This is a genomic window from Sphingobacterium sp. UBA3519, assembly GCF_002377215.1.
Lineage (GTDB): Bacteria > Bacteroidota > Bacteroidia > Sphingobacteriales > Sphingobacteriaceae > Sphingobacterium > Sphingobacterium multivorum.
The window spans coordinates 242,207-265,593 of the sequence record NZ_DFPI01000010.1; the positions used below are offsets into that span (position 1 = coordinate 242,207).

Annotated in this window: 22 protein-coding genes; 6 read left to right on the forward strand and 16 right to left on the reverse strand. The window is 39.4% G+C overall.

Annotated features, from left to right (window positions below; all coding sequences use genetic code 11):
- The first annotated feature begins 417 nt into the window (after window positions 1-417).
- Both B3297_RS04990 and B3297_RS04995 read left to right on the forward strand, forming a co-directional pair.
- Window positions 418-936: a KdsC family phosphatase gene (locus tag B3297_RS04990; RefSeq protein ID WP_070562067.1), complete on the forward strand. Its 519-nt coding sequence runs from the start codon at window positions 418-420 to the stop codon at window positions 934-936.
- Between the two features lie 2 nt (window positions 937-938).
- Window positions 939-1,517, forward strand: coding sequence for a Maf family protein (locus tag B3297_RS04995; RefSeq protein WP_115047264.1), 579 nt, complete (start codon window positions 939-941; stop codon window positions 1,515-1,517).
- Between the two features lie 55 nt (window positions 1,518-1,572).
- Here B3297_RS04995 and B3297_RS05000 read toward each other — a convergent pair whose 3' ends face one another.
- The 16 genes from B3297_RS05000 to B3297_RS05075 form a co-directional block, all read right to left on the reverse strand.
- Entirely contained in the window at window positions 1,573-4,158 is a 2,586-nt protein-coding gene (locus tag B3297_RS05000; protein WP_286778529.1) for a TonB-dependent receptor domain-containing protein, read from the reverse strand.
- Between the two features lie 264 nt (window positions 4,159-4,422).
- On the reverse strand, window positions 4,423-5,022 hold the full coding sequence (locus B3297_RS05005) for an HYC_CC_PP family protein (RefSeq protein ID WP_115047266.1): 600 nt from the start codon (window positions 5,020-5,022) through the stop codon (window positions 4,423-4,425).
- A 170-nt stretch (window positions 5,023-5,192) separates the two neighbouring features.
- Window positions 5,193-7,658, reverse strand: a complete 2,466-nt coding sequence (locus tag B3297_RS05010; protein ID WP_286778530.1) for a phosphocholine-specific phospholipase C — start codon at window positions 7,656-7,658, stop codon at window positions 5,193-5,195.
- A gap of 184 nt (window positions 7,659-7,842) precedes the next feature.
- Window positions 7,843-8,604 (reverse strand): tryptophan synthase subunit alpha, encoded by a 762-nt coding sequence (gene trpA / locus B3297_RS05015; protein WP_112373783.1) that lies wholly within the window; start codon window positions 8,602-8,604, stop codon window positions 7,843-7,845.
- A 3-nt stretch (window positions 8,605-8,607) separates the two neighbouring features.
- Entirely contained in the window at window positions 8,608-9,792 is a 1,185-nt protein-coding gene (gene trpB, locus B3297_RS05020; protein WP_070562076.1) for a tryptophan synthase subunit beta, read from the reverse strand.
- Window positions 9,789-10,415: a phosphoribosylanthranilate isomerase gene (locus B3297_RS05025; RefSeq protein ID WP_286778531.1), complete on the reverse strand. Its 627-nt coding sequence runs from the start codon at window positions 10,413-10,415 to the stop codon at window positions 9,789-9,791. The genes trpB and B3297_RS05025 overlap by 4 nt, the downstream gene beginning before the upstream one ends.
- A gap of 1 nt (window position 10,416) precedes the next feature.
- Window positions 10,417-11,406, reverse strand: a complete 990-nt coding sequence (gene trpD, locus B3297_RS05030) for an anthranilate phosphoribosyltransferase (protein WP_115047270.1) — start codon at window positions 11,404-11,406, stop codon at window positions 10,417-10,419.
- Window positions 11,407-11,767: 361 nt separating this feature from the next.
- Window positions 11,768-12,235 (reverse strand): hypothetical protein, encoded by a 468-nt coding sequence (locus tag B3297_RS05035; protein ID WP_286778532.1) that lies wholly within the window; start codon window positions 12,233-12,235, stop codon window positions 11,768-11,770.
- 151 nt (window positions 12,236-12,386) lie between these two features.
- Complete coding sequence (locus tag B3297_RS05040; protein ID WP_028072584.1) at window positions 12,387-12,608, reverse strand: DUF2795 domain-containing protein; 222 nt, start codon at window positions 12,606-12,608, stop codon at window positions 12,387-12,389.
- Between the two features lie 122 nt (window positions 12,609-12,730).
- The gene (locus B3297_RS05045; protein ID WP_070562268.1) at window positions 12,731-13,489 is read right to left on the reverse strand and encodes an ABC transporter ATP-binding protein; all 759 of its coding nucleotides are present in this window, start codon (window positions 13,487-13,489) and stop codon (window positions 12,731-12,733) included.
- Window positions 13,471-14,262, reverse strand: a complete 792-nt coding sequence (locus tag B3297_RS05050) for a lysophospholipid acyltransferase family protein (RefSeq protein ID WP_070562270.1) — start codon at window positions 14,260-14,262, stop codon at window positions 13,471-13,473. Before B3297_RS05050 ends, B3297_RS05045 begins: the two co-directional genes overlap by 19 nt.
- A gap of 66 nt (window positions 14,263-14,328) precedes the next feature.
- The gene (locus tag B3297_RS05055) at window positions 14,329-15,243 is read right to left on the reverse strand and encodes a substrate-binding domain-containing protein (RefSeq protein WP_070562273.1); all 915 of its coding nucleotides are present in this window, start codon (window positions 15,241-15,243) and stop codon (window positions 14,329-14,331) included.
- A 4-nt stretch (window positions 15,244-15,247) separates the two neighbouring features.
- Entirely contained in the window at window positions 15,248-15,718 is a 471-nt protein-coding gene (locus tag B3297_RS05060; protein ID WP_070562276.1) for a DsrE family protein, read from the reverse strand.
- 31 nt (window positions 15,719-15,749) lie between these two features.
- Window positions 15,750-16,730 (reverse strand): c-type cytochrome, encoded by a 981-nt coding sequence (locus B3297_RS05065; protein WP_115047275.1) that lies wholly within the window; start codon window positions 16,728-16,730, stop codon window positions 15,750-15,752.
- 80 nt (window positions 16,731-16,810) lie between these two features.
- Window positions 16,811-17,713, reverse strand: coding sequence for a LysR family transcriptional regulator (locus tag B3297_RS05070; RefSeq protein ID WP_070562282.1), 903 nt, complete (start codon window positions 17,711-17,713; stop codon window positions 16,811-16,813).
- 61 nt (window positions 17,714-17,774) lie between these two features.
- The gene (locus B3297_RS05075; RefSeq protein WP_112373775.1) at window positions 17,775-19,145 is read right to left on the reverse strand and encodes a dipeptidase; all 1,371 of its coding nucleotides are present in this window, start codon (window positions 19,143-19,145) and stop codon (window positions 17,775-17,777) included.
- 107 nt (window positions 19,146-19,252) lie between these two features.
- On the opposite strand from B3297_RS05075, the gene B3297_RS05080 reads away from it, so the two are divergent.
- The 4 genes from B3297_RS05080 (at window position 19,253) to B3297_RS05095 (ending at window position 23,384) form a co-directional block, all read left to right on the forward strand.
- Window positions 19,253-19,567: a hypothetical protein gene (locus tag B3297_RS05080; protein ID WP_139144912.1), complete on the forward strand. Its 315-nt coding sequence runs from the start codon at window positions 19,253-19,255 to the stop codon at window positions 19,565-19,567.
- A 7-nt stretch (window positions 19,568-19,574) separates the two neighbouring features.
- Window positions 19,575-20,126 carry an RNA polymerase sigma factor gene (locus tag B3297_RS05085; protein ID WP_070562291.1) on the forward strand — a complete coding sequence of 184 codons (552 nt, stop codon included), beginning with the start codon at window positions 19,575-19,577 and terminating at the stop codon, window positions 20,124-20,126.
- Window positions 20,119-20,472, forward strand: coding sequence for a hypothetical protein (locus B3297_RS05090; RefSeq protein WP_115047277.1), 354 nt, complete (start codon window positions 20,119-20,121; stop codon window positions 20,470-20,472). Before B3297_RS05085 ends, B3297_RS05090 begins: the two co-directional genes overlap by 8 nt.
- A 188-nt stretch (window positions 20,473-20,660) precedes the next feature.
- The gene (locus tag B3297_RS05095; RefSeq protein ID WP_159332733.1) at window positions 20,661-23,384 is read left to right on the forward strand and encodes an outer membrane beta-barrel protein; all 2,724 of its coding nucleotides are present in this window, start codon (window positions 20,661-20,663) and stop codon (window positions 23,382-23,384) included.
- The last annotated feature ends 3 nt before the right edge of the window (window positions 23,385-23,387 follow it).

Sequence of the window (23,387 nt, forward strand, 5' to 3'; positions counted from 1 at the left end):
CTTATAAAAACAAAACCCTGATGATGGGCACCAGGGTTCGTTACTAACCAATTATAAACCTAAATTATGAAAAGACTTTTTAAGGGCTTCTAAACTAAATTAGTTGCCGTGTTGTGCCGTGAAAACTAAAAATGATTGTTTTTTAAATCTTATGCAAACTTTAAGTCAATAACTCTTCTGACTGCTTGCTGTTAGTGTTTCATAGCGAGATAACCTTTAATTATCTTCTACAAAGATACGGTAAATATACCGTAGCATCCAAATATTTTTAAGAATAAGTTGCTAATACAACTATGTTGTGACACACAAATGATATTTTGGCTTATCTGAATAATTATCTGACAGTGTTGTCAATTAGATCAGTATCGCTTCGCGAATTATTACTCGAAATGCCTTACTTTTACAAAAAATATATTTATGGTATTGACTGAATTTAAATCGATAAAAGCATTTGTATTGGATGTAGATGGTGTGCTGACTGATGGTACTGTGCAAGTTAATGAAGAAGGGCATCAGTTACGTACATTTCATATAAAAGATGGCTATGCCATGCAGTTGGCGATCAAGAAAGGTTATCCGATTTTTATCATCACAGGTGGAGGTTCGAAGGGCGTCGAGCAGCGGATGAAAGGTTTGGGGATCAAAGAAGTCTATTCAAAAGTTACGGACAAGCTTTCTAAAATGAAAGAACTTGCTTGTGATTACAAGCTTGAATTAAATCAATTGATGTACATCGGCGACGATATCCCTGATCTTAGCTGCATGAAGTCCGTTGGTATAGCTGTTTCTCCGGCAGATGCAGTAGAAGAGATCAAGAAAATTTCACATTATGTGTCTGGTTTTTGTGGCGGAAAGGGAGTTGTACGTGAATTGATCGAAAAGGTAATGAAAGTACAAGGCAACTGGTATGAGGATGAAACGGTAAAAAGCATATAGGGATGTTGAAAAATCTAAAAAATAGAACAATTATATTAGGGTCTCAGTCTCCACGGAGAAAGCAGCTGTTAGCAGGGCTTGGACTGACATTTGAAGTCGACGTACGGGAAACGGCAGAATATGTGGATCCGAATTTGTCTGCAGCTGAGGTCGTTCGTCAAATTGCTATTTGTAAAGCGGAAGCATTTGCGGATAAAAAAGATTGTTTGGTTATCTGTGCCGATACTATTGTGGTATCGGATAAGGGCGAAATCTTAGGTAAGCCCAAAGATGAACAGGAAGCCAGAGAAACGCTAACAAACTTGTCTGGTCAGAAACATGTGGTGCTGACTGCTGTAGCGATCTCATGGGAGGGTAAGATGAGCACTTTTGTCGAGACGACAACTGTTTATTTTTACGAACTAGAGCTGGATGAAATCGATCATTATGTTACTCAATTTTCGCCACTAGATAAAGCAGGTTCTTATGGAATACAGGAATGGATCGGCTTAATCGCCATAAAAAAGATAGAAGGGGAATACAATAATGTGGTCGGATTACCCACGGCAAAGCTTTATCAAGAATTGAAAAAGTTAATATAAAAAAAGCGGCTTTTGCCGCTTTTTTATTACTCTTTGATTTTTTTTAGCTTACCTGTTATTTGATGAAATAACGAACGCCGGTGTAGAACATGCGTCCTGTTAAAGGACCCCAAAGCATTGACGTATCAAAATAGTTTCCAAAGGGTTGATCCGCGGCAAGGATTGGCATATTTTGGAAATAATTAGACAGATTTTCTCCGCCCACATACACGGTGAAGTTTTTCTCTTTCCCAAAAGTTTTGCTAATCTGCGCATTCATTGTCGCATAAGCCTTTGATGCTGTAGGCATTTGATATTCAACGGGGTTCTCTGCTGTTGATGGAATGCGTTTTTGTCCAACGACATTCAATGTATAATCTACACTCCAGCCAGAATGGTGATTATATGCCAGGTTGACAAAACCACGGTGTTTGGCCAATAGCGGTTTGGTCTTTCTGCCACTTTCAAAATCAGTTTGAACATCAAGTAAGCGATAGGCCAACCTCGTTTCAAAATGTGGTGCTGGCATCAAGCGAAATTCTGTTTGCAAACTATTGGAGAAAGATTTTCCATTCAAATTATAAAAATTGATCTCTCGGGGATTTTCGTAATCGACCACGACCTGATTAGAGAAGCTGTTATGGAAAAATTCAACTGATGCCGAAGCCTCACGTCCGAAGATCCGCATACTTTGGTCTATCGCTATTCCGCTATTCCAGGAGACTTCAGGTTGTAGGCCATAAGCCTTATCGTATATATTAGGCGATTGGATAACCAATTTTCTGCTACTAGCCAATACTGCCGTGTTCTCCGCAAATATATTTGCAGTACGTTGACCTCTTCCTGAGCTAGCTCGAACTGTTGTTCCCGAAAGCGGGGCATAACGTAAATGGATGCGTGGTGTTGTAAACCATCCATACAGGGAGTTGTAGTCTTGGCGAAGACCAATAATGGCATCAAATTTTTCTGATGGACTATAGGTATATTCTGCAAATGCTCCCGAAACCACTTCTTTCCTTTTGAAGTTTTGATCTTTTAAATACCACTCATTGTAATTGTCATAATTAATGGAGGCACCAACGCGATACTTGTGGGCGACTGTCCCGATAATATCTTGAAATAAGAGATTAGCATATCCATTTTGTTGCTCCGAATCGTAGTTATTGAGCCCAAAATAGCTTTTTTGATTGTAGTTTGATCCTGCAAGCTGGAGACCTATGCTGCGGTGCTTATTTTCGGGGAACACATAACCAATTTTAGCAAAACCTTCTACGCGTTCGATATCAAATCCCAAACCATACCGATTTGTCGTACCCTTATCTGTCTTTTTGTTAAAATCAATCTGTCCGCCTGTACGGTCGTCATTGAGATATTTAACCCCAAATTGTACCATAAGCCCTTTTCCATTTTCATAAAACCAGCGGTTGACACCAGAGAATAGATTGCCAACGGGTATATCTCTAAAACCGTTGTGACTAAAGTTCATGGATTTATTGTACATGAAATTGTCATGCAGGAGCACTGCAGTGGACCAATGCTGACCAATTTTTTGTGAAAGATTTAAGTTGACATCTGTACGTCCCATGTTGTTTGCATAGGCATTAAAAAACAATTTTTCTGAATTTTGAGGTTTCTTCAATTCGACATTGATCTGTCCGGCCATGTTTTCGAAACCGTTGGCTACGGAACCGATACCTTTCGCAATTTGAATTGATTCAATCCATGTCCCTGCAATAGAATTTAAACCTAAAGGAGAAGCGAGCCCACGTGGCCCAGGTAAATTTTCAACGGTTAATTGGGTATAAATACCGCTAAGGCCTAGCATTTGAATCTGTTTACTGCCTGTTACTGCATCAGCACTGACGACATCGACGGAGGCGTTGGTTTCAAAGCTTTCGCTTAAATCACAGCAAGCGGCTTTGAATAACTCTTTTCCGGTAAGAACTTCTAGTCGTGCAGGTGTCATACGGTCAATATAATTTGAGCGTCGTGTTCCTTTAACCTCGACTTCCATCAACACATTACCCTTCGCTGTAATCATAATGACTTCATGCAGATCTTTGATGGTGATGGTGTCAGATTTCATCCCTACATAACTTACAACCAATTTGTTGAACCCTTCTTTGTGGTCCAATTTAAATACACCATTTTCGTTTGTCCTTGTGTTTTTGGTTGGAAGGTTGGCCCAGTGTAAATTGGCGCCAATGATGGGTTTAAGATCCCCCTTTTCATTTTCTTCAACAACAACACCGGTAACGGTATGTGGATGATCATGGTTATCGGTTGTCACCGCTTTCTTTTCGGGTACTTTGCCATTTTCCAGTCGCGGATACATACAGCATTCATGGAGTTTAGCATAGGATTCATCAGTGGCCACCAGGTTGTCAACATCATGACCAACCTGAGCAATATTTTTCTTGATTGCCTCCAACTGAACTTTTTGGGGGTTATATTTGATTTGCAATAGGTTGTCTCTTGCATTCCAAATGGCCGTTTCTACGCCATGCATTTTTGCGGCCGTTTCAATACGTTTTTTACACATAGCGCAATTTCCAGCCACTGTAAGTGTGCGGGTACTGTCGGTCTGTGCCTGTACAAATGCCAGAAAAAATAAGGATAGGATGGTCGTTGTATATAGTTTTTTGAAAATTTGATTCATCATTTTAATTAAGAGTATTCGCTTCAACTAGCATTTAATTTTTATCTTCATGATATCGCGCAACCACATGCAAGGGGTACGGATTTATTTTTTTCAGTTCTACAATTTTTTTGCTGAATGATTTAAAATCCACTTTTTTGTTCCGTGATAAGCTACGAAAAGATGAATGTTGGGAATAACAGTCTGCTATTCTCGCGAGATATAAAAACTATAGTGGACTTCGATCAATTCAAGAAAATGAACTGCGTTCAGTGAAAAGAGGTGATATTAAATTCTAAAATTTTGATTGAGAATAAAAACAGGAGGGCTCTGTCTATTGTAACTCGCAAAATCGGTATACGTTAGTTTAGAAAAATCGTCTTCCTCCCCAGCGAAATGATAATAATTAAGTATCCAATGAAGCGTAATTATTGCAGGAGAAAAATGGTTAAAATCAAGATTTTGTGTTACTCTGCTGAATTTATCGACCTTTTGTGCTTCGATCTTAACATCTTTACAGCTTCCTGTTTCATGACAGTGTTTCTGCTGTTTTTTTGCAGACTTGGCACACAGAGGGCAGGCCATATTATGGCTTTCCGATAACGATACACTTTGTGTTTCCCCTTGGCAAAAATGAAGATGCACTGAGGCACCACTTGCTGCGAGCAAATAGAAAAATAGGCCGATTAATAGTGCAATTTTCTTCATCGAAGCAAAAATAAAGAAAATATGTAATTTTTTTTTGTAATATTTTGGATAAATGTTATAACTTGTAGTAACAAATGAAAAACTAAAATTTACCAAAGTTATGAATTTATTATTTATCAATCCGGTCAGCTCGTATTTGCTAGCTATCTTTTTGATTGTTGGGGCAATTCTATTGTACAAGGGATTTTACCATCTGGCTCGTCGTATACAGGAATAGTACAGTATGTTCGGTGTTTTTTAGGAGCACTTTACAGGGAAACAGCCTATGTAGTTTAGTCCCTTAAATTTGACTGCTCAAGGAAGATTTTATAAGAATGGGAACATTTTCTAGATGCTCCCATTCGTGTTGTTTATCGGCTTAATAAAGGGTCACTTTTTCCGGCATTTCCAATCTCTACACGACCTGCATATCGTTCTTCGAAGTTTAGAAAACCACTGCAAGTAAGGCGGAAGTCGTACCAAAAGTTTTGCTTAGCCAATTCAAAATGTATCGTGATGGATTGTCCACCTTTAAGTTGCAAACTTCTTTTTTCCTTTCCATAGCTGAGATCCTCAAAAATAAGTTGCTCGGTTGTTTTTCCATTGTTTGTACAGGAGAAAGACAAACGGCCAGTAAATGCTGCTTCATTTTTACTTTTTTCATACGTACAGCGGATCTTTATATGTGGATTATCCGCGTCGCCTTTAAATTCCCGATAAAATCCGTTTGGACCATGGATTTCGAGGTGGTACATTCTTTTGTCGAAGGCATCTAGCGGCCAATGGTCTGTTACATGATCTCCTGGAGCAACCGCATAATTTCTGGAGGTTCCAACTTCTCCTTTGTAGCTAGCAGCATGGTAAACTGTAAATGGTGCGCCTGCGGCCTGTTTGCCAAAAATTTTATCTGAAGCCTCAAATGTGACCAGGTAATCCCCTTTGGATTGGTATTCGCCATGCACATAAAGTTCATAAGGAAGGATACATGAATCCCGAAGCCCTTTTTCTTGTTTTGGGAAATAGGGTGAACTGCCGGGGTCTTGCTCTATTTGTTTGATCTCCATTGCGCTAAGCGCTTTGAACCCCATGGGAAGACCTTTGAACTTGGCTTGGTGAATCTCTTGGATAAAAGGTTCCCGCTCCAGCACAATAGGTTTGTTCATGGTTTCGCCATGATAGGGTCTAAATGCCGAAGTTAAGTCTCCACATACGGTACGCCGCCAAGTGCTGATGTTGGTTTCTTTTATATTTTTATTGATTTTGTGATTAATAAACTTCTCCAGGAATTGTAAACTGGAGGTATGGTCAAACACTTGTGAATTGACCCAACCGCCTCTGGTCCACGGAGAAGCAATAATCATCGGTACACGATAGCCAAGACCGATATTGCTTTCTCTTCCGCTTTCAGGATAATATTGCTCATCGCGGCGTACAAATTCCAATGCAGGGTTTATTCCCTCGGATACTTTTCCACTTTCTGTATCATCAGGGTTTGGTGCTGTAAAGGGTGCAAAGTGATCGAAATACCCATCATTCTCATCATAAGTAAGTATAAAAATTGTCTTTTTCCAAACTTCTGGATTTTGGGTGAGAATGTCCATAATTTCGCTGACATACCATGCGCCGAACCAAGGAGAATCGGGGTGGTCAGAAAAAAGCTGGGGCGGAGCTAACCAAGATACGGTTGGAAGTTTACCCTCCTCAACATCTTTTCGGAATTGATACAGGACATCTCCTTTAGGGATCTGTAACTCGCGCTGTTGCCCCCCTTCTTGATAATGCATTGTTTCCAATTCCATATAATCTTGCTGCGCACTGTTGTTAACAAAGGCACGGCGATGAATATCTTTTGTCCGCTCGTCGAGCTTTTCAAAGTTATCGGCTGTATATCGCTGTAATTCTTCTTGAATATGCTTGAGATTTTTCTTTAAATCTTCAAGTGCTTCGGCAGCTGGTGTTTCGCTAATTTTGCGCTCGAGATCTTCTTTTTTTAGAGTCAGGAGCTGGCGATAGCGGGGATGATATTTGACCTGATATTGGGGGAAGTACTCCATCGGATTACAACCAAAATTGGCGAGCCAGCTGTTTGCCTCTCCACTATAACCAGCACTGCTTGAAGAAATTTCATTTTGATAGATTTTCCAGTCTACGCCTAATTCCGAAAGGCGTTCAGGAAAAGTGGTCCATGTTGCTTTCCCGCTAAACTCGGAGTCTCCATTCCAAACTAAGGCTTTTCCTGTCAGATTTTCCCGGATATTGGCCGTCCAGAAATAAAGCCGGTTTGGATTCGTGCCGGTGATGCTCGAACAAAAGTGTTGGTCACAGATTGTGAAAGAGTCTGCCAGAGAATAGTAAAAAGGGATATCTTCACGGGTATAATGTCCCATAGTCAACGGCAGATCGGCAAATTCTTTAAATCCAGAATGTTTTACATCCAACCATCTGTTCATTTTACCCTTATTCCTTGCGTCGGTTTGATCGGTCCAGTTGTGCGGAAGACAGCCCATCCAGGTAACTTTTGAATCTTTGATATCCAATCGGAAGGGGGCAAATGTTTCTCCGGATTTTTGCGTCTGAAACCATACTTTATTTCGATTGGGTTGACGGATAGCTCTTGGGTCATTGAAGCCTCTTACACCACGTAGTGTTCCAAAGGCATGATCAAATGAACGGTTTTCCTGCATTAATAAAACGACGTGTTCGGCATCGTAAAAGGTGCTGCCCAATGCTGGATTAATAGCCATCGCCTTCGCAATAGCGGATGGAATAACATGGGAGAGAGATGCTCCCCCGGCAAGCATAGCCGCTTTCTTTAAAAAATCTCTTCGTGTATCCATGGTTATATCAGTATAGATTTGACGGGCCGCCTATTGCTTGGTTAATTAAGGCAGCAAAGATATTCTCTTTGAAAAAATACATTTTCAAAAACCGTCTTAAAAATAAGAGTTCGATCCAAGAAAAAAGACTTTAGATCGAACTCTTATTAAAAAAATAATGCTTTGCTAATTTTTAGCCTGTAGGTTAAGCTTTGATAGACGAGATAAATGCTGGGATTTGGTCGAGATAATCCGGTTCTTTTAACCGTTTTACAAATGCAGTACCTATAATGGCACCCGCCGTATGCTTACTTGCTTTTTGAAAGGTCGGTTTATCGGAGATACCGAAGCCAACGATCAATGGATTTTTTAATTGGAGATCATGTATCCGCTTAAAGTAAGCTGCTGTATCGTCTCCAACATCAAGTGTTTTACCCGTCGTTGCATTGGAAGAAAGTAAATAAATAAAGCTCCTAGAAAGGCTGTCTATTTTTCTGACGCGTTCTTCAGAAGTCTGCGGTGTTACGATGAATATATTGGCGATTCCATTTTTCTCGAAGGTTTCTTTGTAAAGTTCTTCGTATTCATCCATTGGTAGGTCGGGTATAATGACACCATTAACGCCTACATTTTTACATGCTTCACAGAATCTTTCCACACCAAATTGAAGTACAGGATTAAAGTAGCCCATCAAAAATACGGGGATACTGACATGCTTACGCAGGTCATTCAACTGATTAAATAACTTTTCTACAGTCATACCATTTGCCAAGGCAATTTCAGAACTGTGCTGAATGACAGGTCCATCTGCCACTGGATCGGAATAAGGGAAACCGATTTCCAGAAAGTCCGCGCCGGCATCTTCCAATTTCTTTGCAATATGGATTGTGCTGTCCAATGTTGGATACCCAGCTGTAAAATATATCGATAAAAGGGGGGTACCTTCTTTTTTCTCAATTGTATTCATGCCTTAAAAATCAAAGTATTTCATATAATTATCTAGATCCTTGTCACCACGTCCAGAAAGACAGACAACGACAGTCTCATCGCCTTTAAAAGGTATTTTTTCCAGATAAGCCAGCGCATGAGAACTCTCAATAGCCGGTATGATACCTTCTAATCGCGTAAGCTCAAGACCTGCACGCATCGCTTCGTCGTCAGTCACGCTGACATAGTTACCTCTACCGGATTTGAATAACCAAGCGTGTTGGGGGCCAATACCGGGATAATCGAGTCCCGCCGATATGGAGTAAGGTTCGATGACCTGGCCATCCGCTGTTTGCATAAGTATAGATCGGCTTCCATGTAAAACTCCCTCTTTTCCTAATGCTGTTGTAGCAGCGGATTCGCCTGAATCAACACCGTGGCCAGCGGCCTCTACGGCATACAATTGAACCGATTCTTCATCGAGGTAATGATAGAACATACCTGCCGCATTGGAGCCTCCACCGACACAGGCCAATACAATATCTGGATTTTCTCTTCCTGTTTTTGTCAAGAGCTGTTTTTTCGTTTCGGCAGAAATAATAGACTGAAAGCGAGCAACCATATCGGGATAAGGATGTGGTCCCACAACAGACCCAATGATATAATGGGTGTCGACAGGATTGTTGATCCAATCTCGCAAAGCTTCATTGGTAGCATCCTTTAGCGTTTTGGACCCTGATGTTGCCGGAATAACTTCGGCACCCATCATTTTCATTCGTGCTACATTTGGAGCCTGACGTTGAATATCAACTTCTCCCATGTACACTGCACATTGTATACCTTTGAGCGCACAGACGGTCGCTGTGGCTACGCCATGCTGTCCTGCGCCTGTCTCCGCAATGATGCGCTTTTTGCCCAGGCGTTCCGCTAATAGAATTTGGCCAATGGTATTGTTGATTTTATGCGCTCCGGTATGGTTAAGATCCTCCCGTTTTAAGTAAATCGTAGTTCCATATTTTTCAGATAGACGCTTGGCATGATATAATGGAGAAGGACGTCCGACATAATCGCTGAGCAGTTGGTTAAATTCCTCCTGAAAGCTCTCTTCTTCGATAATTTTGAGATATTCTTCACGTAGCTCTTTCACATTTGGATAGAGCATCTCAGGGATATAGGCTCCTCCAAAGGGACCATAATATCCTTTTTCATTGACTTGATATATACTCATTTTTTAATTGTATTTATACTGTGGCTTAATAGCGCAATATCTTTTAAGCCGGGTTCTACTTCAAATTTTGAATTTAAATCCAGGGCATATAGTCGTGGATCATTTCTTTCTAGCGCTGTTTTGATATTTTCGGGATCTAAACCACCGCTGAGAAAATAGGGGGTAGTAAGTTTGTATTGGTCCAATAGGGACCAGTCAAATTGTACTCCTGTACCACCATAGGAACTACTTTTGGTATCAAATAAAAAGTAGTCCACAACTTTAGCGTAAGGATCAAGCTGTATCCAGTCAAAGTTTTGATCAACTCCGAAGGCTTTCAAGATGATAACCCCTGATTTTTCTTTCAATTTAAGACAGAATTCGACAGATTCATCGCCATGCAATTGAATTACATTTAGTTGGAATTCAGTTATTTTATCTAGAATTGCTGAGAGGCTAGCATTGACGAAAACGCCGACTTTGCTTAGGCCGTCAAGCTCCTTAATGTATGCGGAGGAGCTTTGACCAACATAACGTTTGGATTGATCATAAAATATAAATCCCATATAATCGATGCCCAAGGAAGCTACAGCGGTTATATTGTCGGGATATTTCATACCACAAACTTTTACTTTGACCGCCATTTTATTTTTTGATTAGTTTTTGGAAACTTCGTAAAGCTTTACCTCCCATCAATGAACCTTCTGCTTCATAAAAACAGTCGCCAAAAGATTTTTCGGGGTTAAAGGTCTTGATCGCAAATGCGGCATTGGTCAAAACAACATTGTTCTGCACATCTGTACCCTGATTGTTCAATATCGATAAGAATGTGTGGGCGGTATCCGCTATCGTTTCACCTCCTGTCAGCTCCTGGGCTGAGACTGGGGTGAAACCAAGCTCTTCCATGTTGTAGTAATTTTCCCCTTGGTTGTTGATTAACTTAAAATCACCGGTCATGGATATCTCGTCATAACCGTCCAAAGCATGAATAATGGAATATTGTTTGTTGGTGTTTTGGTATAAATAACCATACAGTCTTGCCAATTCTAAACTAAATACACCAACAGACTGAAATCTAGGATTGGAAGGATTTGTCAATGGCCCTAGCATGTTAAAGAAAGTCTTAACACCCAATGCACGACGTATCGGGGCAACAGTTTTCATTGCAGGGTGAAACAATGGTGCATGGAGAAAACAGATGTTGGCTTCATCAAGCTGGCGTTGTAGTTCAGCCTTATCGTTGCTGAATTGATAGCCTAAATATTCCATGACATTGGAAGAACCACAGCTCGAAGATACCCCGATATTACCGTGTTTTGCGACATGGTAACCAGCCCCAGCTGTGATAAAAGATGCTATTGTCGAGATATTAAAGGTATTTTTACCATCCCCACCTGTACCGCAAAGGTCAATTAAATCATAACCATCAAAATCCAGTTTGAGACATAAATCATACATCGCATCCCTAAACCCTCCAAGCTCTTCAACGCGAATGCTGCGCATACCATAAGCGGTCATAAATGCCGCAATTTGGTGGCTGTCATATTTGCCCATGGCAATGTTGGTTAGAATCTCGTAGGCCTCTTGCCGAGAAAATGTCTTGTATTCAAATAAATGCGCTAAAATTTCTTTCATGGTAATTTAAATAAAAAAAGGGCTTACCTTATTTAGGCAAGCCCATCATATCTTGACGTATTAATCAAATAATGCAATAGGAATTTGCCACAACGTTATTCGTTGTGCCACCACCAAGCTTTATTTGAGACAGTTGTTATCATTGTTGTTTTTATTAATACAAATATGGTTGATAGAATTATAAAATGCAAGTGTTTTTATTGAAAAATTTTTAAGAAAGCATCATTGGCTTAATATTGCTAACAAATATGCTTTAAAATAAAACCTGATAAGCGCGCATTTATGTAAGCCTGAGCGTGATATTTAAGGGTTATAAGAGCAAGGATCTGATAAAATGGGGGCGATGAAAACAAGATGAAAATTAATAGAATACAAAATGGGCCTTATTGTTACCTTTAGAGACTAATGTAAAAGAAGCTATTTTTCTATCACGAATAACGGCAGCAAATACAAAACGCTTGAGGTATTTGACAAAGTAGACTTGTTGTGGATCAATACCTTCGAGATCGATATCACTTGTTTCTTTTCTTCCCGCTTGAGCAAAGCTAAGATATTCCAGTTGGTTGATATTCTTGCTCTGTACATTTATCCTGATTTCATCGATGCTTGCCAATAAGTATTCTTGCAGGTCTTCGTTTAATTTTTTTGATGTGATTAGATCTTGACTTAGTATAATATCAGTAGCTAGACTAGGATCATGTAAACGTTGGACAAACCTTTTTAAAACAACACTATATTCATTGGATGTTTGTTGTTCCTGAGCAAATGAGCTTTGGCTGACCATACAGCTAATCAATAGGAACAACAATAGCTTTAATTTTATCTTCATATCTGTAAGACTTAGCTTCATCTAAATGGATTAAAACTAGGGAATAAAAAAACTCGGGAGCTAATCGGTATACACCATACTGAGGTGTCTCCGAAAAGAGGGGGATGTTTTCAATAAAAAACGCCTTTATTAAAAAGGCGTTTTTTATTTTTTAGTATTCATCTTCATTGAAGAAGAAATCGTCTTTTGTTGGATAGTCGGGCCAAATTTCTTCGATATTTTCATATGGCTCACCATCGTCCTCAAGAGATTGTAAGTTTTCAATCACCTCAACAGGTGCACCCGAACGAATAGCGTAATCGATTAATTCATCTTTTGTTGCTGGCCATGGTGCATCTTCTAGATGCGAAGCTAATTCTAATGTCCAATACATATAAAAACAATTTAAGTTCTCTATTTTCGCAAAACTATGATTTAATTTAACTTAAGCAAGTAAATCACGTGTTATTTTTGTGGTTTTAATGTAAGTAGTTGATTTTTAACGTTATAATATTTTTAGATATTCTCAAAATCACTTCCCTTTTCGTTTAACGCATTAAGTCTTGGGGACACGGATTTAATATCAGGATTTGGATAATCATTTTCGATCAAGCCATCTCGCATGCGTACAATACGGTGTGCATGTAATGCGATATCCTCTTCATGAGTCACTAGGATAATGGTATTGCCCTTGGAGTGAATTTCTTCCAGTAGACCCATAATTTCAATAGACGTTTTGGTATCAAGGTTTCCTGTTGGCTCATCGGCAAGTATAATGGATGGATCGTTGATCAACGCTCTTGCAACAGCCACACGTTGTCGTTGTCCTCCTGAGAGCTCGTTCGGCCTATGATCCATACGATGTCCTAAGCCGACACTTTCCAATGCTGCAGTAGCTTTTTCCTCACGTTTAACTTTATTATAGCCCGCATAAATTAGGGGAAGTGCAACATTTTCAAGTGCTGTATTCTTTGGTAATAGGTTAAACGTTTGAAAGACAAAACCAATTTCTTTGTTTCTTACTTCGGCGAGTTCATCGTCAGTCATGTCACTCACATTAATCCCGTTGAGGATATATTCTCCCCGGCTAGGGGTATCCAAACAACCGAGAATGTTCATTAACGTGGACTTGCCTGATCCTGAAGGCCCCATTAAGGCAACAAATTCTCCTTTATGGATGTTGAGTGTAACGGAGCTTAAGGCATGAATTGTTTCTGCACCAATTTGGTACTCTCTGGCAATATCCTTGATTTCGATTAAGATCTTTCCTGACATATTTTTTGGAGGTTCTCTAGGTTATGAAAATACGATTTATTCTTCATAATCCAATAGGAATGCATTTTGTCATATACAACTTTTTCTAGTTCCGATGCATTATCATCGTTAAAATATTTAGTCTCTATCGGCTTGAATACATGTATTTTAACTATTCCCGGCCGAGATCCTCTTTTCGAGCCGTCATCGAAAAAGATATCCCAGGCATTTTCTATAATAATGGGTACTGTGGGAACGTCATTCTGAATAGCAATTCGAAAGGCTCCGGATTTAAATGCGTGAATCTGTGGGGGGAAACTATCGTCGATTTTTCCTTCTGGGAAGATAACCACACTTCTTCCGCTTCGGACGAGTTCATTGGCACGTTGAAAAGCCTTGAAAGAAGATACTTTACTTCTTCTTGTGACCGGGATATCTATTGTTTTGAAAAAAATGCGTGTAACCGGGTTTTTAAGCAGGGAAGCTTTTCCAATAAATGAAAAAGGAGCGGGGCACAAGTAGGTGAGAGCTGTTATATCCAAGACCGAAGTATGATTGGGACACAATACCATGGAACGGTTCCAATCTATTTTTGATTCATAGCTCACCTTAAAAAATACACCAGCTAAGGCCGAACCACCAACTGATACCCAGCGTCGCATACGGGCAATCCGAGCATAATTTTTTTCGGGACGTCGTGCTAAAAAATAGATGTAAGGGAAAAACAGAAGAAAAACAAGTAGAACGCTGATAAAATACCAATACCGATGGAGTTTTTTGAGCAATAGGATCATACAAGTCAACTAATTTTGACCTAAAGTAAAAAAAGAAAATGGATAATTAATTATCCATTTTCTTTTTTAGTCTACTGTAAAACCATACTTCTTGTAAATACGCTTGGCTGTTGGCGAGTCCATGAATTTTAAAAAGTCATCTGCAGCCTGCGTATGCGGTGCGTTTTTCAATTTTGCAGCAACGTAAGTTGCGGTTGTATTTTGCGCATCAGGAATGGTAATCCCTTCGACAGGATGGCCAATTAGTTTTTGATAAACGACTTCAGAAGCCCAAACTGGAGCCGCATCAGCCTGTCCATACAATACACGCATGGGGCTTTCGCGATGGTGGATCTTAGTCAGATAAGTGCTGCCGTCGTTGACCTTATCTTCCATGATTTTTTTGACGAGTTGTTCGCCCCCGGCTTTTCTATAGGATGCTTTGATCTGCTCCCCAATTCCTTCCCATTGGGGATTAGGCATGCTGATACGAACTTTGTCATTCCCCAGATCATTCAATGTGCTAATATTAGCGGGATTTCCTTTTGGAACCATCAAACAGATATTGTTATAGCAATACACCTGCGTATGGCTAAAATAATCTGCCATTTCGTTGATCGCCCGTTTACTCGCCGTGTAAATATCGGGTTTATGCGTAATGCGTAGATTGCCTATCGTAATTGAACCGACTTTAATCTGCTTGGCTAAAATGCCTGGTGGCAGTGTTTCAACAAAAATACGTTCGTATTGTGGGTATTCTTGTTTGAATGATGCGAGTAGATCATCGACGACCATAAATTGATTGCCAGCGAAAAAAACGGTAAGCTGCGGATTCTCGATATCACCATATAAATCTGGAATATTGTCTATTCCGGGTACCGTAAAATTTAACGCCGATTCTGGTGGAGTATTCCAGGGCGGATCAAAACGATGTTCTTGTGCCTTAATTTCCTGGACACCCAATAATGCTATTGTTAGACCAAGCAGTAGAAAATTTCTCATTATACTATGGTTTAACGATAACCCAACCTTCATTTGCGCGTAAGATTAATTCACCATTTCCGCTAGGAACATAACCTATAAAATCAAATAGCTCTTCTTTGGCAATATGTTTCTCTTCCAACGTATTCAGGCATTGCGCTACGATAACGCCTTTCTCGACGAGATCTTTCAAGGGTTTCTCGTATTGGCTGTTCTTTTTTAGGTAGGCTTCGGTACCGCCAGAAAATGCAACCAGTTCAATTTGTAAACGTCCTTTTAATCGCGGGTCCTTCAAGACATTGTTAATATTGCGAATTGCTTTTTCAATTGTTTTTGGATCATTGCTGTCCAGTTGATAGATAGCTTTATACGCTTTTTTCTTCGCAACGGCACCGCTGTATTGATGGTTATCGAGCAACAATTTATTGTCCTGTGCTTTCGCTTGAATAGTCATTATCGCTAATAAAATACAAGCGATTGTAAATTGTTTTTTCATATTTATTATTGATTTAAAGGGATATGTATGTTTAAAAATTAAAAGGTCCGAGTTTATGTTGTTCTATACTAATGTTATCGGCATAAGGTGGATAGGGGCTATCTTTGGGCTTTTTGCTTAGATTAGGATAGTCCAATTGCTTATCTGTTTTTTGAGGTCTATCGAAAGAATTGATATACGCCGCCACATCATAGGCTTCGTCGTCTTTCAACTGAGGTGCATCATAAGTTGCGCCTAAAGGCATATTCGCTTTGATAAAACGGGCCGCGGTAAGCAATCGTGCCATCCCCGCGCCATCATTGTAGCTGTCTTTACCCCATAAGGGTGGATATTGATATCCTTTGCCAGCTGTTTGAGGCAGCCCCTGTCCATCTCGTCCATGACAACTGGCACATTTGTTCTCAAAGACCACTTGACCATGTTTCAGGTCCGCCGCACGGTTGGGAATATCCATTTTTATAAATCCTTGGCCTGCCAACCGACCTTTATTAACTGTATTCACGCTGATGTTCTTAATATAGGTGACAATAGCCCTCATTTCCTTGCTGTTTTCGGGAATAGCTCGACCATTCATACTCCGCTCAAAACAACCATTGATGCGCTCTTCAAGTGATTCAATCTTATTTTCTCGTCCAATATAGGTTGGAAAGACATTGGTGAGCCCGACGTAAGGAGCAGCAAAAGCCTTTGTGCCGCCATTAAGATGGCAGCTGCTACAGGCCAGCCTGTTTCCAATCTTGACTTCACCATCATAAAAATAATCGTATGTGTTTTTAATTAGCTTTTCACCATAACTGGCCATTTCACCTTCGGGGCTATCTTTGAAGGAGATTTCCTTAAATTGGGAAACGTGTGTAATAAGGGAGTCGTTGTGTATATCAATAGCATCTGCTTGGTTTTTCCGATTCTCATGTTTGAGTGGAAACACACATAAAGTTGTACAAGTAATGACCAATGCGACGATGATCCAGCTGAGTGCCTTTAAGTAATTTGTAAGTTTTTTATAATCCATTCCGCTAATTCATTTGTACAAATCTATGCGGCTCCAACCTGGAATTAAAACGAAGTTTGTTTATGAGACATAACATTTGGTTATAACTTGAAGTTTTGCCGTAGACAGAATTGCAGAAACTGGTTGGGCGTACCGGCAAGTCCTCCATATAAATGGGTAAAATAGAAGTAACGTTCTATTGTCAATTGTGGAATATCGACAATGGTCAATAGATTATTTAACACTTCTTTTTGCACCGTATGAATTGACAAAAAAGCAAAGCTGTTGCGACGGGCAAGGTAGCCTTTGATACTCTCTGTTGAAGGTAAGATCATTTCTATCTGTACTTCGGATAGATTGATGCGGTTATCTTTTAGTGCGTTCTCAATAATTGTTCGTGTACCCGAGCCCTGCTCGCGTAGTACCAAGGGTAAGCGTGTGATATCGGATAATACTGGATTTTTTAATTGATCTAATAGTGGGTTTTGGCTATTTGTGACAAGAACCAGTTCATCCTTCATAAAAGGAATGTATTTCAGGGCCCGGTTGTCGGTAGACCCCTCCGTGATACCTAAATCCAATGTTTTATCAATAAGCTGTTCCTCAATACTGCGGCTATTGGATTGAAAAGACTGAATACGGTTGTTGGGGTATTGGGATAGAAAATCAGCAAGTAGAGCGGGTAAAACATATTGGGAGATGGTTGTGCTGGCTCCCAACACCAGATTTCCTTTTCGTCCTTCTTGCAATTCCTGTATTTCTTGGCCCGCCTGATTGTATAGATTAATAATCTGTTGGGCATATTTATAAAGAATTTGACCTGAATCGGTTAAATTAAGATTGTTACCCTTTCTTTCGAAGAGTGGTACGCCAAGTTTCTTTTCTAGTTCTTGGATGTTTTTGCTTACTGCTGGTTGCGAGATAAAAAGGGCAGCGGCCGTTTTGGTGAAGTTAAGGTGCTGAGCAGCAGTGTAAAATACAATTAAGCGGAAGTCAAAATCCATAAAACGATAAAGGGTTATTTCTAAAATTTAAAAATAACCCTTTATCTAATGAAAAACTAAATTATTTGCTTAGTTCCGCGTAATATTTATGAAATAAAGGTATTGTTGAAATTCCCATTAGGTAATTCTCAATACCATATTTTTCATTTGGCGAGTGCAGGTTGTCACTATCCAAACCGAAGCCTAGAAGTACTGTTTTTAAACCCAATACTTCCTCAAAAAGAGCAACGATTGGAATAGATCCGCCACCCCGAGTTGGGATCGGTTGAACACCAAATGTTTCATGTAGCGCTCTCTCTGCAGCTTTGTAAGCAATGCTGTCGGTCGGTGTCACGACAGGCTCACCACCATGATGGGGCTTTACTTCAACTTTCACATAATCTGGTGCAATAGATTCAAAATGTTTTTTGAAAAGCTCCGTAATACGGTGAGAGTTTTGGTTTGGTACAAGACGCATGGAGATTTTCGCATTCGCTTTTGATGGAAGTACTGTTTTGGCGCCTTCACCGATATAACCACCCCAGATACCATTTACCTCCAAGGTTGGTCGAATACCGGTGCGTTCTAATGTTGTGAAACCTTTTTCTCCCCAGATATTTTGGATACCCAGGTCTGTTTTGTATTCTTCAATGTCAAAAGGTGCTTCATTTAATGCTTTGCGTTCTTCGGCAGTCAATTCGACAACATCATCATAAAATCCAGGGATAGCGATATGATTGTTTTCGTCATGTAATGATGCAATCAGTTTTGCTAATATCGTCGCCGGATTGGCTACTGCTCCACCATAGACACCGGAGTGTAAATCTCTATTAGGCCCCGTAACTTCAACTTCAACATAAGAAAGGCCGCGTAAGCCAGTTTCTAAAGAAGGTTGCTCCATGCTGATCATCGAGGTATCAGAAATAACGATAACATCTGCTTTCAGCCTTTCTGTATTTTCTTTAACAAACGTGCCCAAATTGACTGAGCCTACTTCCTCTTCACCCTCAATCATAAATTTGATGTTACATGCTAAAGCATCATTTTTAATCATGTATTCGAAGGCTTTTACATGCATATAAAACTGACCTTTATCATCGGCAGAACCACGTGCATAAATTTTGCCATCACGGACCGTCGGTTCGAAAGGAGGGGTATCCCACAGCTCGTAAGGATCAGCAGGTTGTACATCGTAATGACCATATGTCAACACTGTAGGAAGTGCCGGATCGATAATTTTTTCTCCATAAACGATTGGATTACCAGCGGTAGGACAGACTTCTACATTGTCCGCTCCGGCTTCACGCAATTTCTGAGCAACAAAGTCAGCAGTTTTTTCCACATCTCCTTTAAATTTAGGATCGGCACTTACTGATGGTAAACGCAATAAATCAAACAACTCATCTAAAAAACGTTGCTTGTTTGCTTCTACATATTCTTTAATGTTTTGCATATTGTTTGTGTTTGAAACAAATTTACACAAATCGACACATTTAACTCAATTTGTTGTAACCTTTTCGGGAATAGCCGTGACTAATGTAAAAACTAATTCAAATAATTATGGAAAAGCAATCAGTAGCAGCCGTTTTGGGCGTCGGATTATTTACGTGTATTACCTTGTGTGTTTATTTTATTATGCGTTATCGAAGTGCCACAGTACACCTACCTAGCGAAAGTAGGAAAAAGGAGTCTTTGGATTGGCAAAAACCAGGAATTTTGGTCCTTGGTATCGGAGTAGGCCTGTTCATTGTCGGGATTTTGGATAACTATATCAATACAGACTTGCCAGATTCACTTGCCGTAGCAATTTTGATTATTTCTGCAGGAGTTGCGATGATAATTGCTAACCGATTGGATAAAAAACGCGATATTTAACCCGTCAATGGATGAAATCTATATTCGAAAAGTTCTGTCAGGTGATGTGGAGTCTTATCGTTATTTTATAAAAACGTATAAGGATATGGCATTTTCTGTCGCTCTTTCTATTGTGAAGGAAGAGCATTTGGCAGAAGATGCCGTTCAGGATGCATTTATAAAATGCTATCAATCGCTGTCTTCCTTTAAAGGGAAATCTAAATTTAGTACCTGGTTTTACCGGATTGTGGTGCATGTGGCTTTTAATGCCGTTCGACATAAGAAACTGGACCTGGTCAATTTTGATCTTTCCCACCATGACACATCGCATGAGGATTCTGTATTAGATGAAATAATCGCGCATGAAAGAAAAGAAATGATCAACGATGCACTCACTATCCTGCCCGCCCGGGAATCTGTTGCATTACGTTTATTTTATTTAGAAGAACAGTCTATGGATGAAATTCAGGAAATTATGGGCTGGACATTGGCAAATACAAAAGTGATCTTACACCGGGCCCGTAAAAATATGCAGATCATCTTGAGTCAGTTAATTAAAAAAGCAGAGTATTATGGATAAGCAGCAGGAAAAATTCAGAAGGGTTATGCAAATGAGCAAAATAGAAATGCCATTCGACGATTTTGAACAACGGATCATGGGCAGCATCTTAGCGCTTGAGAAAGATAAAGAAAAAGCCCTGTCAAATAAAAAGTATGCGATTACATTTTTTCTCCTTGGGACTGTTTGCGGAATCCTGTTAAATAATTATCTGATGGCCAAAATTGAAGTTGCAGATATAACCCCGGATCTTAAAAATTATAGTGCGATAGCTTGTCAAATATCTTTTGCCCTATTGATATGCTTCTTTTGTCTGCAGTTGTGGCGGTTGATCAATATGCAACAGAAAAAACATTATCAAGTCTAGCAAAAAATCTTTTTTTGAGTAAAGGTATAGGACCTGAGTTTTTGTACAAAGGACTTCCTATTTCGTTCAAATAGTGGGGGCGTGGGCCAAAATTAGTTTTTTTAGAAATAAAATTAAATTTACTGTAACAAAACATTGGTTTTATCTACTAATGTTATATTGATATTAATTTACTATCCAACAATTTTATGAAAAGAGTTTTACAAATGCTCTTATTTTTCATTTTTGCTATTCCTGGTCTGGCTTTGGGTCAATCCAAGATTGCTGGAAAAATAAGTGATGTAAAGGACCAACTAAAGTTATCAGACGCAACAGTTATGCTATTGACTGCTAAAGATTCTATATTAACAGGCTTTACCCGGTCTGATGAAAATGGTCTATTTTCCTTAGCCAAGCCCGATACAGGATCTTATGTGCTTATTGTGAGTTACCCCAAGTATGGTGATTTTTATACGGAGATCCAATCCGGTGTGGATTATTCCAAATTGGCTATTGGCCTAACAAACACAGCTACATTATTACAAGAAGTCATCGTTACGGGCCGTATCCCAATCACCATTAAAGGTGATACCACTGAATATGACGCCGGCAGTTTTAAAGTTGAGAAGAATGCCAAAGTTGAAGACCTGTTGAAAGCTTTGCCCGGCATCACGGTTGATGCATCTGGAAAGATTACTGCACAAGGTAAAACAGTCAAAAAAGTATTGGTAGACGGCGAGGAATTTTTTGGCGATGATCCGACGCTGGTAACGCGCAACATCCGATCGGATATGGTGGATAAAGTTCAGGTTTACGAGAAAAAATCCGAGCAGGCAGAGCGAACAGGAGTGGATGATGGTCAGCGTGAGCAAACTATCAATGTAAAGCTAAAAGAAGGCTCTAAAAATGGCATGTTCGGAAAAGCGCTTCTTGGTGGTGGAACCGACGACTACTATATGGGGCAATTGATGTTGAACAAGTTTAAGGGTTCGCAAAAAATATCAGTTTATGGGCTTTTCGGTAATAATGGTACCACAAGCATGAACTGGCAGGATGCCCAAAAGTATGGTGGTGATTCAGGTGTATCCTATGGTGATGACGGATCGATGAGCTGGTCTAATTTTACGGATCCTTTTTCTGGACAAGGAGTTATTGGTGTACCTAAAGCCATAAATTCGGGCGTTAACTTCTCGGATAAATTTGATAAAGATAAACATACAGTCAACATTAACTATAAATACGGAAGATTGAGCAGTGATGGAAATGATGAGACGATTACAACAGGTTTGATCAATAACAAATCGGTGAAGAATATAGATTCCGAAAATGACCAGCATCGTGCGAATCTGAAATATGACCTGAAATTAGATTCGTTAAATCTCCTAACCATACGAGGTGGAGCATCAAGAAAGAATCTTTGGTCAGATAACAAACGTGAAGCTTATCAGTTTGGCCAAAACGCAGACACAACCATTGCCGAGAATACAAGGGAATTGGTGAAAAATAATATCAACGAGTTCAACTTGAGTACCTATTTTACCCATAAATTCAAGAAAAAGGGACGTTCTTTTACATTTGATGGTCAATGGAAAAGAAATGAAATGAAAGGTACTGGGCATTTAAATTCTGACCTGAGAAATTATAGCTTAAAAACAGATTCAACTACAGATCAAAGTAAGGTACGTAACAATACAAGTGATGTGCTAAGCGCTTCAATTTCCTATACCGAACCTTTGTCCAAAATTTGGAACCTTGTTGTGGGAACTGGAATTGAGCAAAGTAATAGTAGTTCCATCGTGGAGTCTTTCAATAAGGATGGAGAGGGAAATTACACGCAATTGGATCGTCGTTTCAGTAATAACTATGATTTTGATAGAAGCAGCAATAGGTACAAATTGGCTATAGTCCATACAACTGAAAAATTTAAGTTCACTGTGGCTAATAATTTCAATAATGACAAATTGAAACAGTTCAATAACTATACAAGCGAGGGGATTACAAGAAGTTACTTTACTTACAATCCAAATGTAAGTGCAGGCTATTCCTTTACAAAAACTAAGGGGTTATGGATGAATTATACCGGTAAAAATCAATTGCCTTCTTTGAGCCAGATCCAACCGATATTAGACAACTCAGACCAGATTAATCGCTATTTGGGAAATGAAAACCTAAAACCTTCTTTTAGAAATTCATTGAATCTGAATTATAATTCGTTCCGTGTGTTGACCGGGAATTACGTGTATGTCGGCGGTAATATTTCTACCGAAAGAAACCCGATAACACAAAATATTGATACATTGAACGGGATCAATACATATACTTGGAATAACGTTGAGGGTAAGACCAATACTTCCCTGAACGTATGGTCTGGAGTTTATTTCAAGTTGAGCAAAAAACTTGGCCTGTCCAACTCGCCACAGTTTTATGTGAATATGAGTGATAATTATAATATGTTCAATCACCAATTGAATAAAGTAAATACGACGAACTTTAATTTTACGTATAATTTTAAAAGAGATACCAAGACAGGTTTAAATTTTGACCTGAACTTTAGTCCACAATATCGTTTGATGAAATCAAGTTTGGAACGCAATACCAATAGCAATGGTTTCGTATTCGCGTCCAACGGAAGTGTGGAGTATTTCTTCAACAAAACATTTAAGGTTTACACGAATTATACCTACTCCTACGAGGCAGCGACCAAAGCTTTTGATGAGAAGTTTGAGCAGTTTTTGTTGCATCCGGGTGTAAGCAAGAAATTCTTGAAAAATGAATCGTTGGTGTTGGATTTTATTATCAATGATGTTCTTAACCAAAACAAGGGCTTTAGTCGTTCGGCATCGACTTCTGTCTTTACGCAACGTCGATATGATACGATACGCAGATATTATATGCTTAAACTATCATGGGATTTTACAAAAATGTTTTTATAAAAT

Bases quoted from the DNA above. Each gene is read 5' to 3' on its own strand.
- B3297_RS05025 (WP_286778531.1), bottom strand. From the start codon at position 10,415: ATGGCGGTCAAAGTAAAAGTTTGTGGTATGAAATATCCCGACAATATA.
- B3297_RS05065 (WP_115047275.1), bottom strand. From the start codon at position 16,730: ATGGATTATAAAAAACTTACAAATTACTTAAAGGCACTCAGCTGGATC.
- trpD (WP_115047270.1), bottom strand. From the start codon at position 11,406: ATGAAAGAAATTTTAGCGCATTTATTTGAATACAAGACATTTTCTCGG.
- B3297_RS05055 (WP_070562273.1), bottom strand. From the start codon at position 15,243: ATGAGAAATTTTCTACTGCTTGGTCTAACAATAGCATTATTGGGTGTC.
- B3297_RS05045 (WP_070562268.1), bottom strand. From the start codon at position 13,489: ATGTCAGGAAAGATCTTAATCGAAATCAAGGATATTGCCAGAGAGTAC.
- B3297_RS04995 (WP_115047264.1), top strand. From the start codon at position 939: ATGTTGAAAAATCTAAAAAATAGAACAATTATATTAGGGTCTCAGTCT.
- B3297_RS05040 (WP_028072584.1), bottom strand. From the start codon at position 12,608: ATGTATTGGACATTAGAATTAGCTTCGCATCTAGAAGATGCACCATGG.
- trpA (WP_112373783.1), bottom strand. From the start codon at position 8,604: ATGAATACAATTGAGAAAAAAGAAGGTACCCCCCTTTTATCGATATAT.
- B3297_RS05000 (WP_286778529.1), bottom strand. From the start codon at position 4,158: ATGATGAATCAAATTTTCAAAAAACTATATACAACGACCATCCTATCC.
- B3297_RS05090 (WP_115047277.1), top strand. From the start codon at position 20,119: ATGGATAAGCAGCAGGAAAAATTCAGAAGGGTTATGCAAATGAGCAAA.
- B3297_RS05010 (WP_286778530.1), bottom strand. From the start codon at position 7,658: ATGGATACACGAAGAGATTTTTTAAAGAAAGCGGCTATGCTTGCCGGG.
- B3297_RS05035 (WP_286778532.1), bottom strand. From the start codon at position 12,235: ATGAAGATAAAATTAAAGCTATTGTTGTTCCTATTGATTAGCTGTATG.
- B3297_RS05060 (WP_070562276.1), bottom strand. From the start codon at position 15,718: ATGAAAAAACAATTTACAATCGCTTGTATTTTATTAGCGATAATGACT.
- B3297_RS05080 (WP_139144912.1), top strand. From the start codon at position 19,253: ATGGAAAAGCAATCAGTAGCAGCCGTTTTGGGCGTCGGATTATTTACG.
- B3297_RS05075 (WP_112373775.1), bottom strand. From the start codon at position 19,145: ATGCAAAACATTAAAGAATATGTAGAAGCAAACAAGCAACGTTTTTTA.
- B3297_RS05095 (WP_159332733.1), top strand. From the start codon at position 20,661: ATGAAAAGAGTTTTACAAATGCTCTTATTTTTCATTTTTGCTATTCCT.
- B3297_RS04990 (WP_070562067.1), top strand. From the start codon at position 418: ATGGTATTGACTGAATTTAAATCGATAAAAGCATTTGTATTGGATGTA.
- B3297_RS05050 (WP_070562270.1), bottom strand. From the start codon at position 14,262: ATGATCCTATTGCTCAAAAAACTCCATCGGTATTGGTATTTTATCAGC.
- B3297_RS05085 (WP_070562291.1), top strand. From the start codon at position 19,575: ATGGATGAAATCTATATTCGAAAAGTTCTGTCAGGTGATGTGGAGTCT.
- B3297_RS05070 (WP_070562282.1), bottom strand. From the start codon at position 17,713: ATGGATTTTGACTTCCGCTTAATTGTATTTTACACTGCTGCTCAGCAC.
- trpB (WP_070562076.1), bottom strand. From the start codon at position 9,792: ATGAGTATATATCAAGTCAATGAAAAAGGATATTATGGTCCCTTTGGA.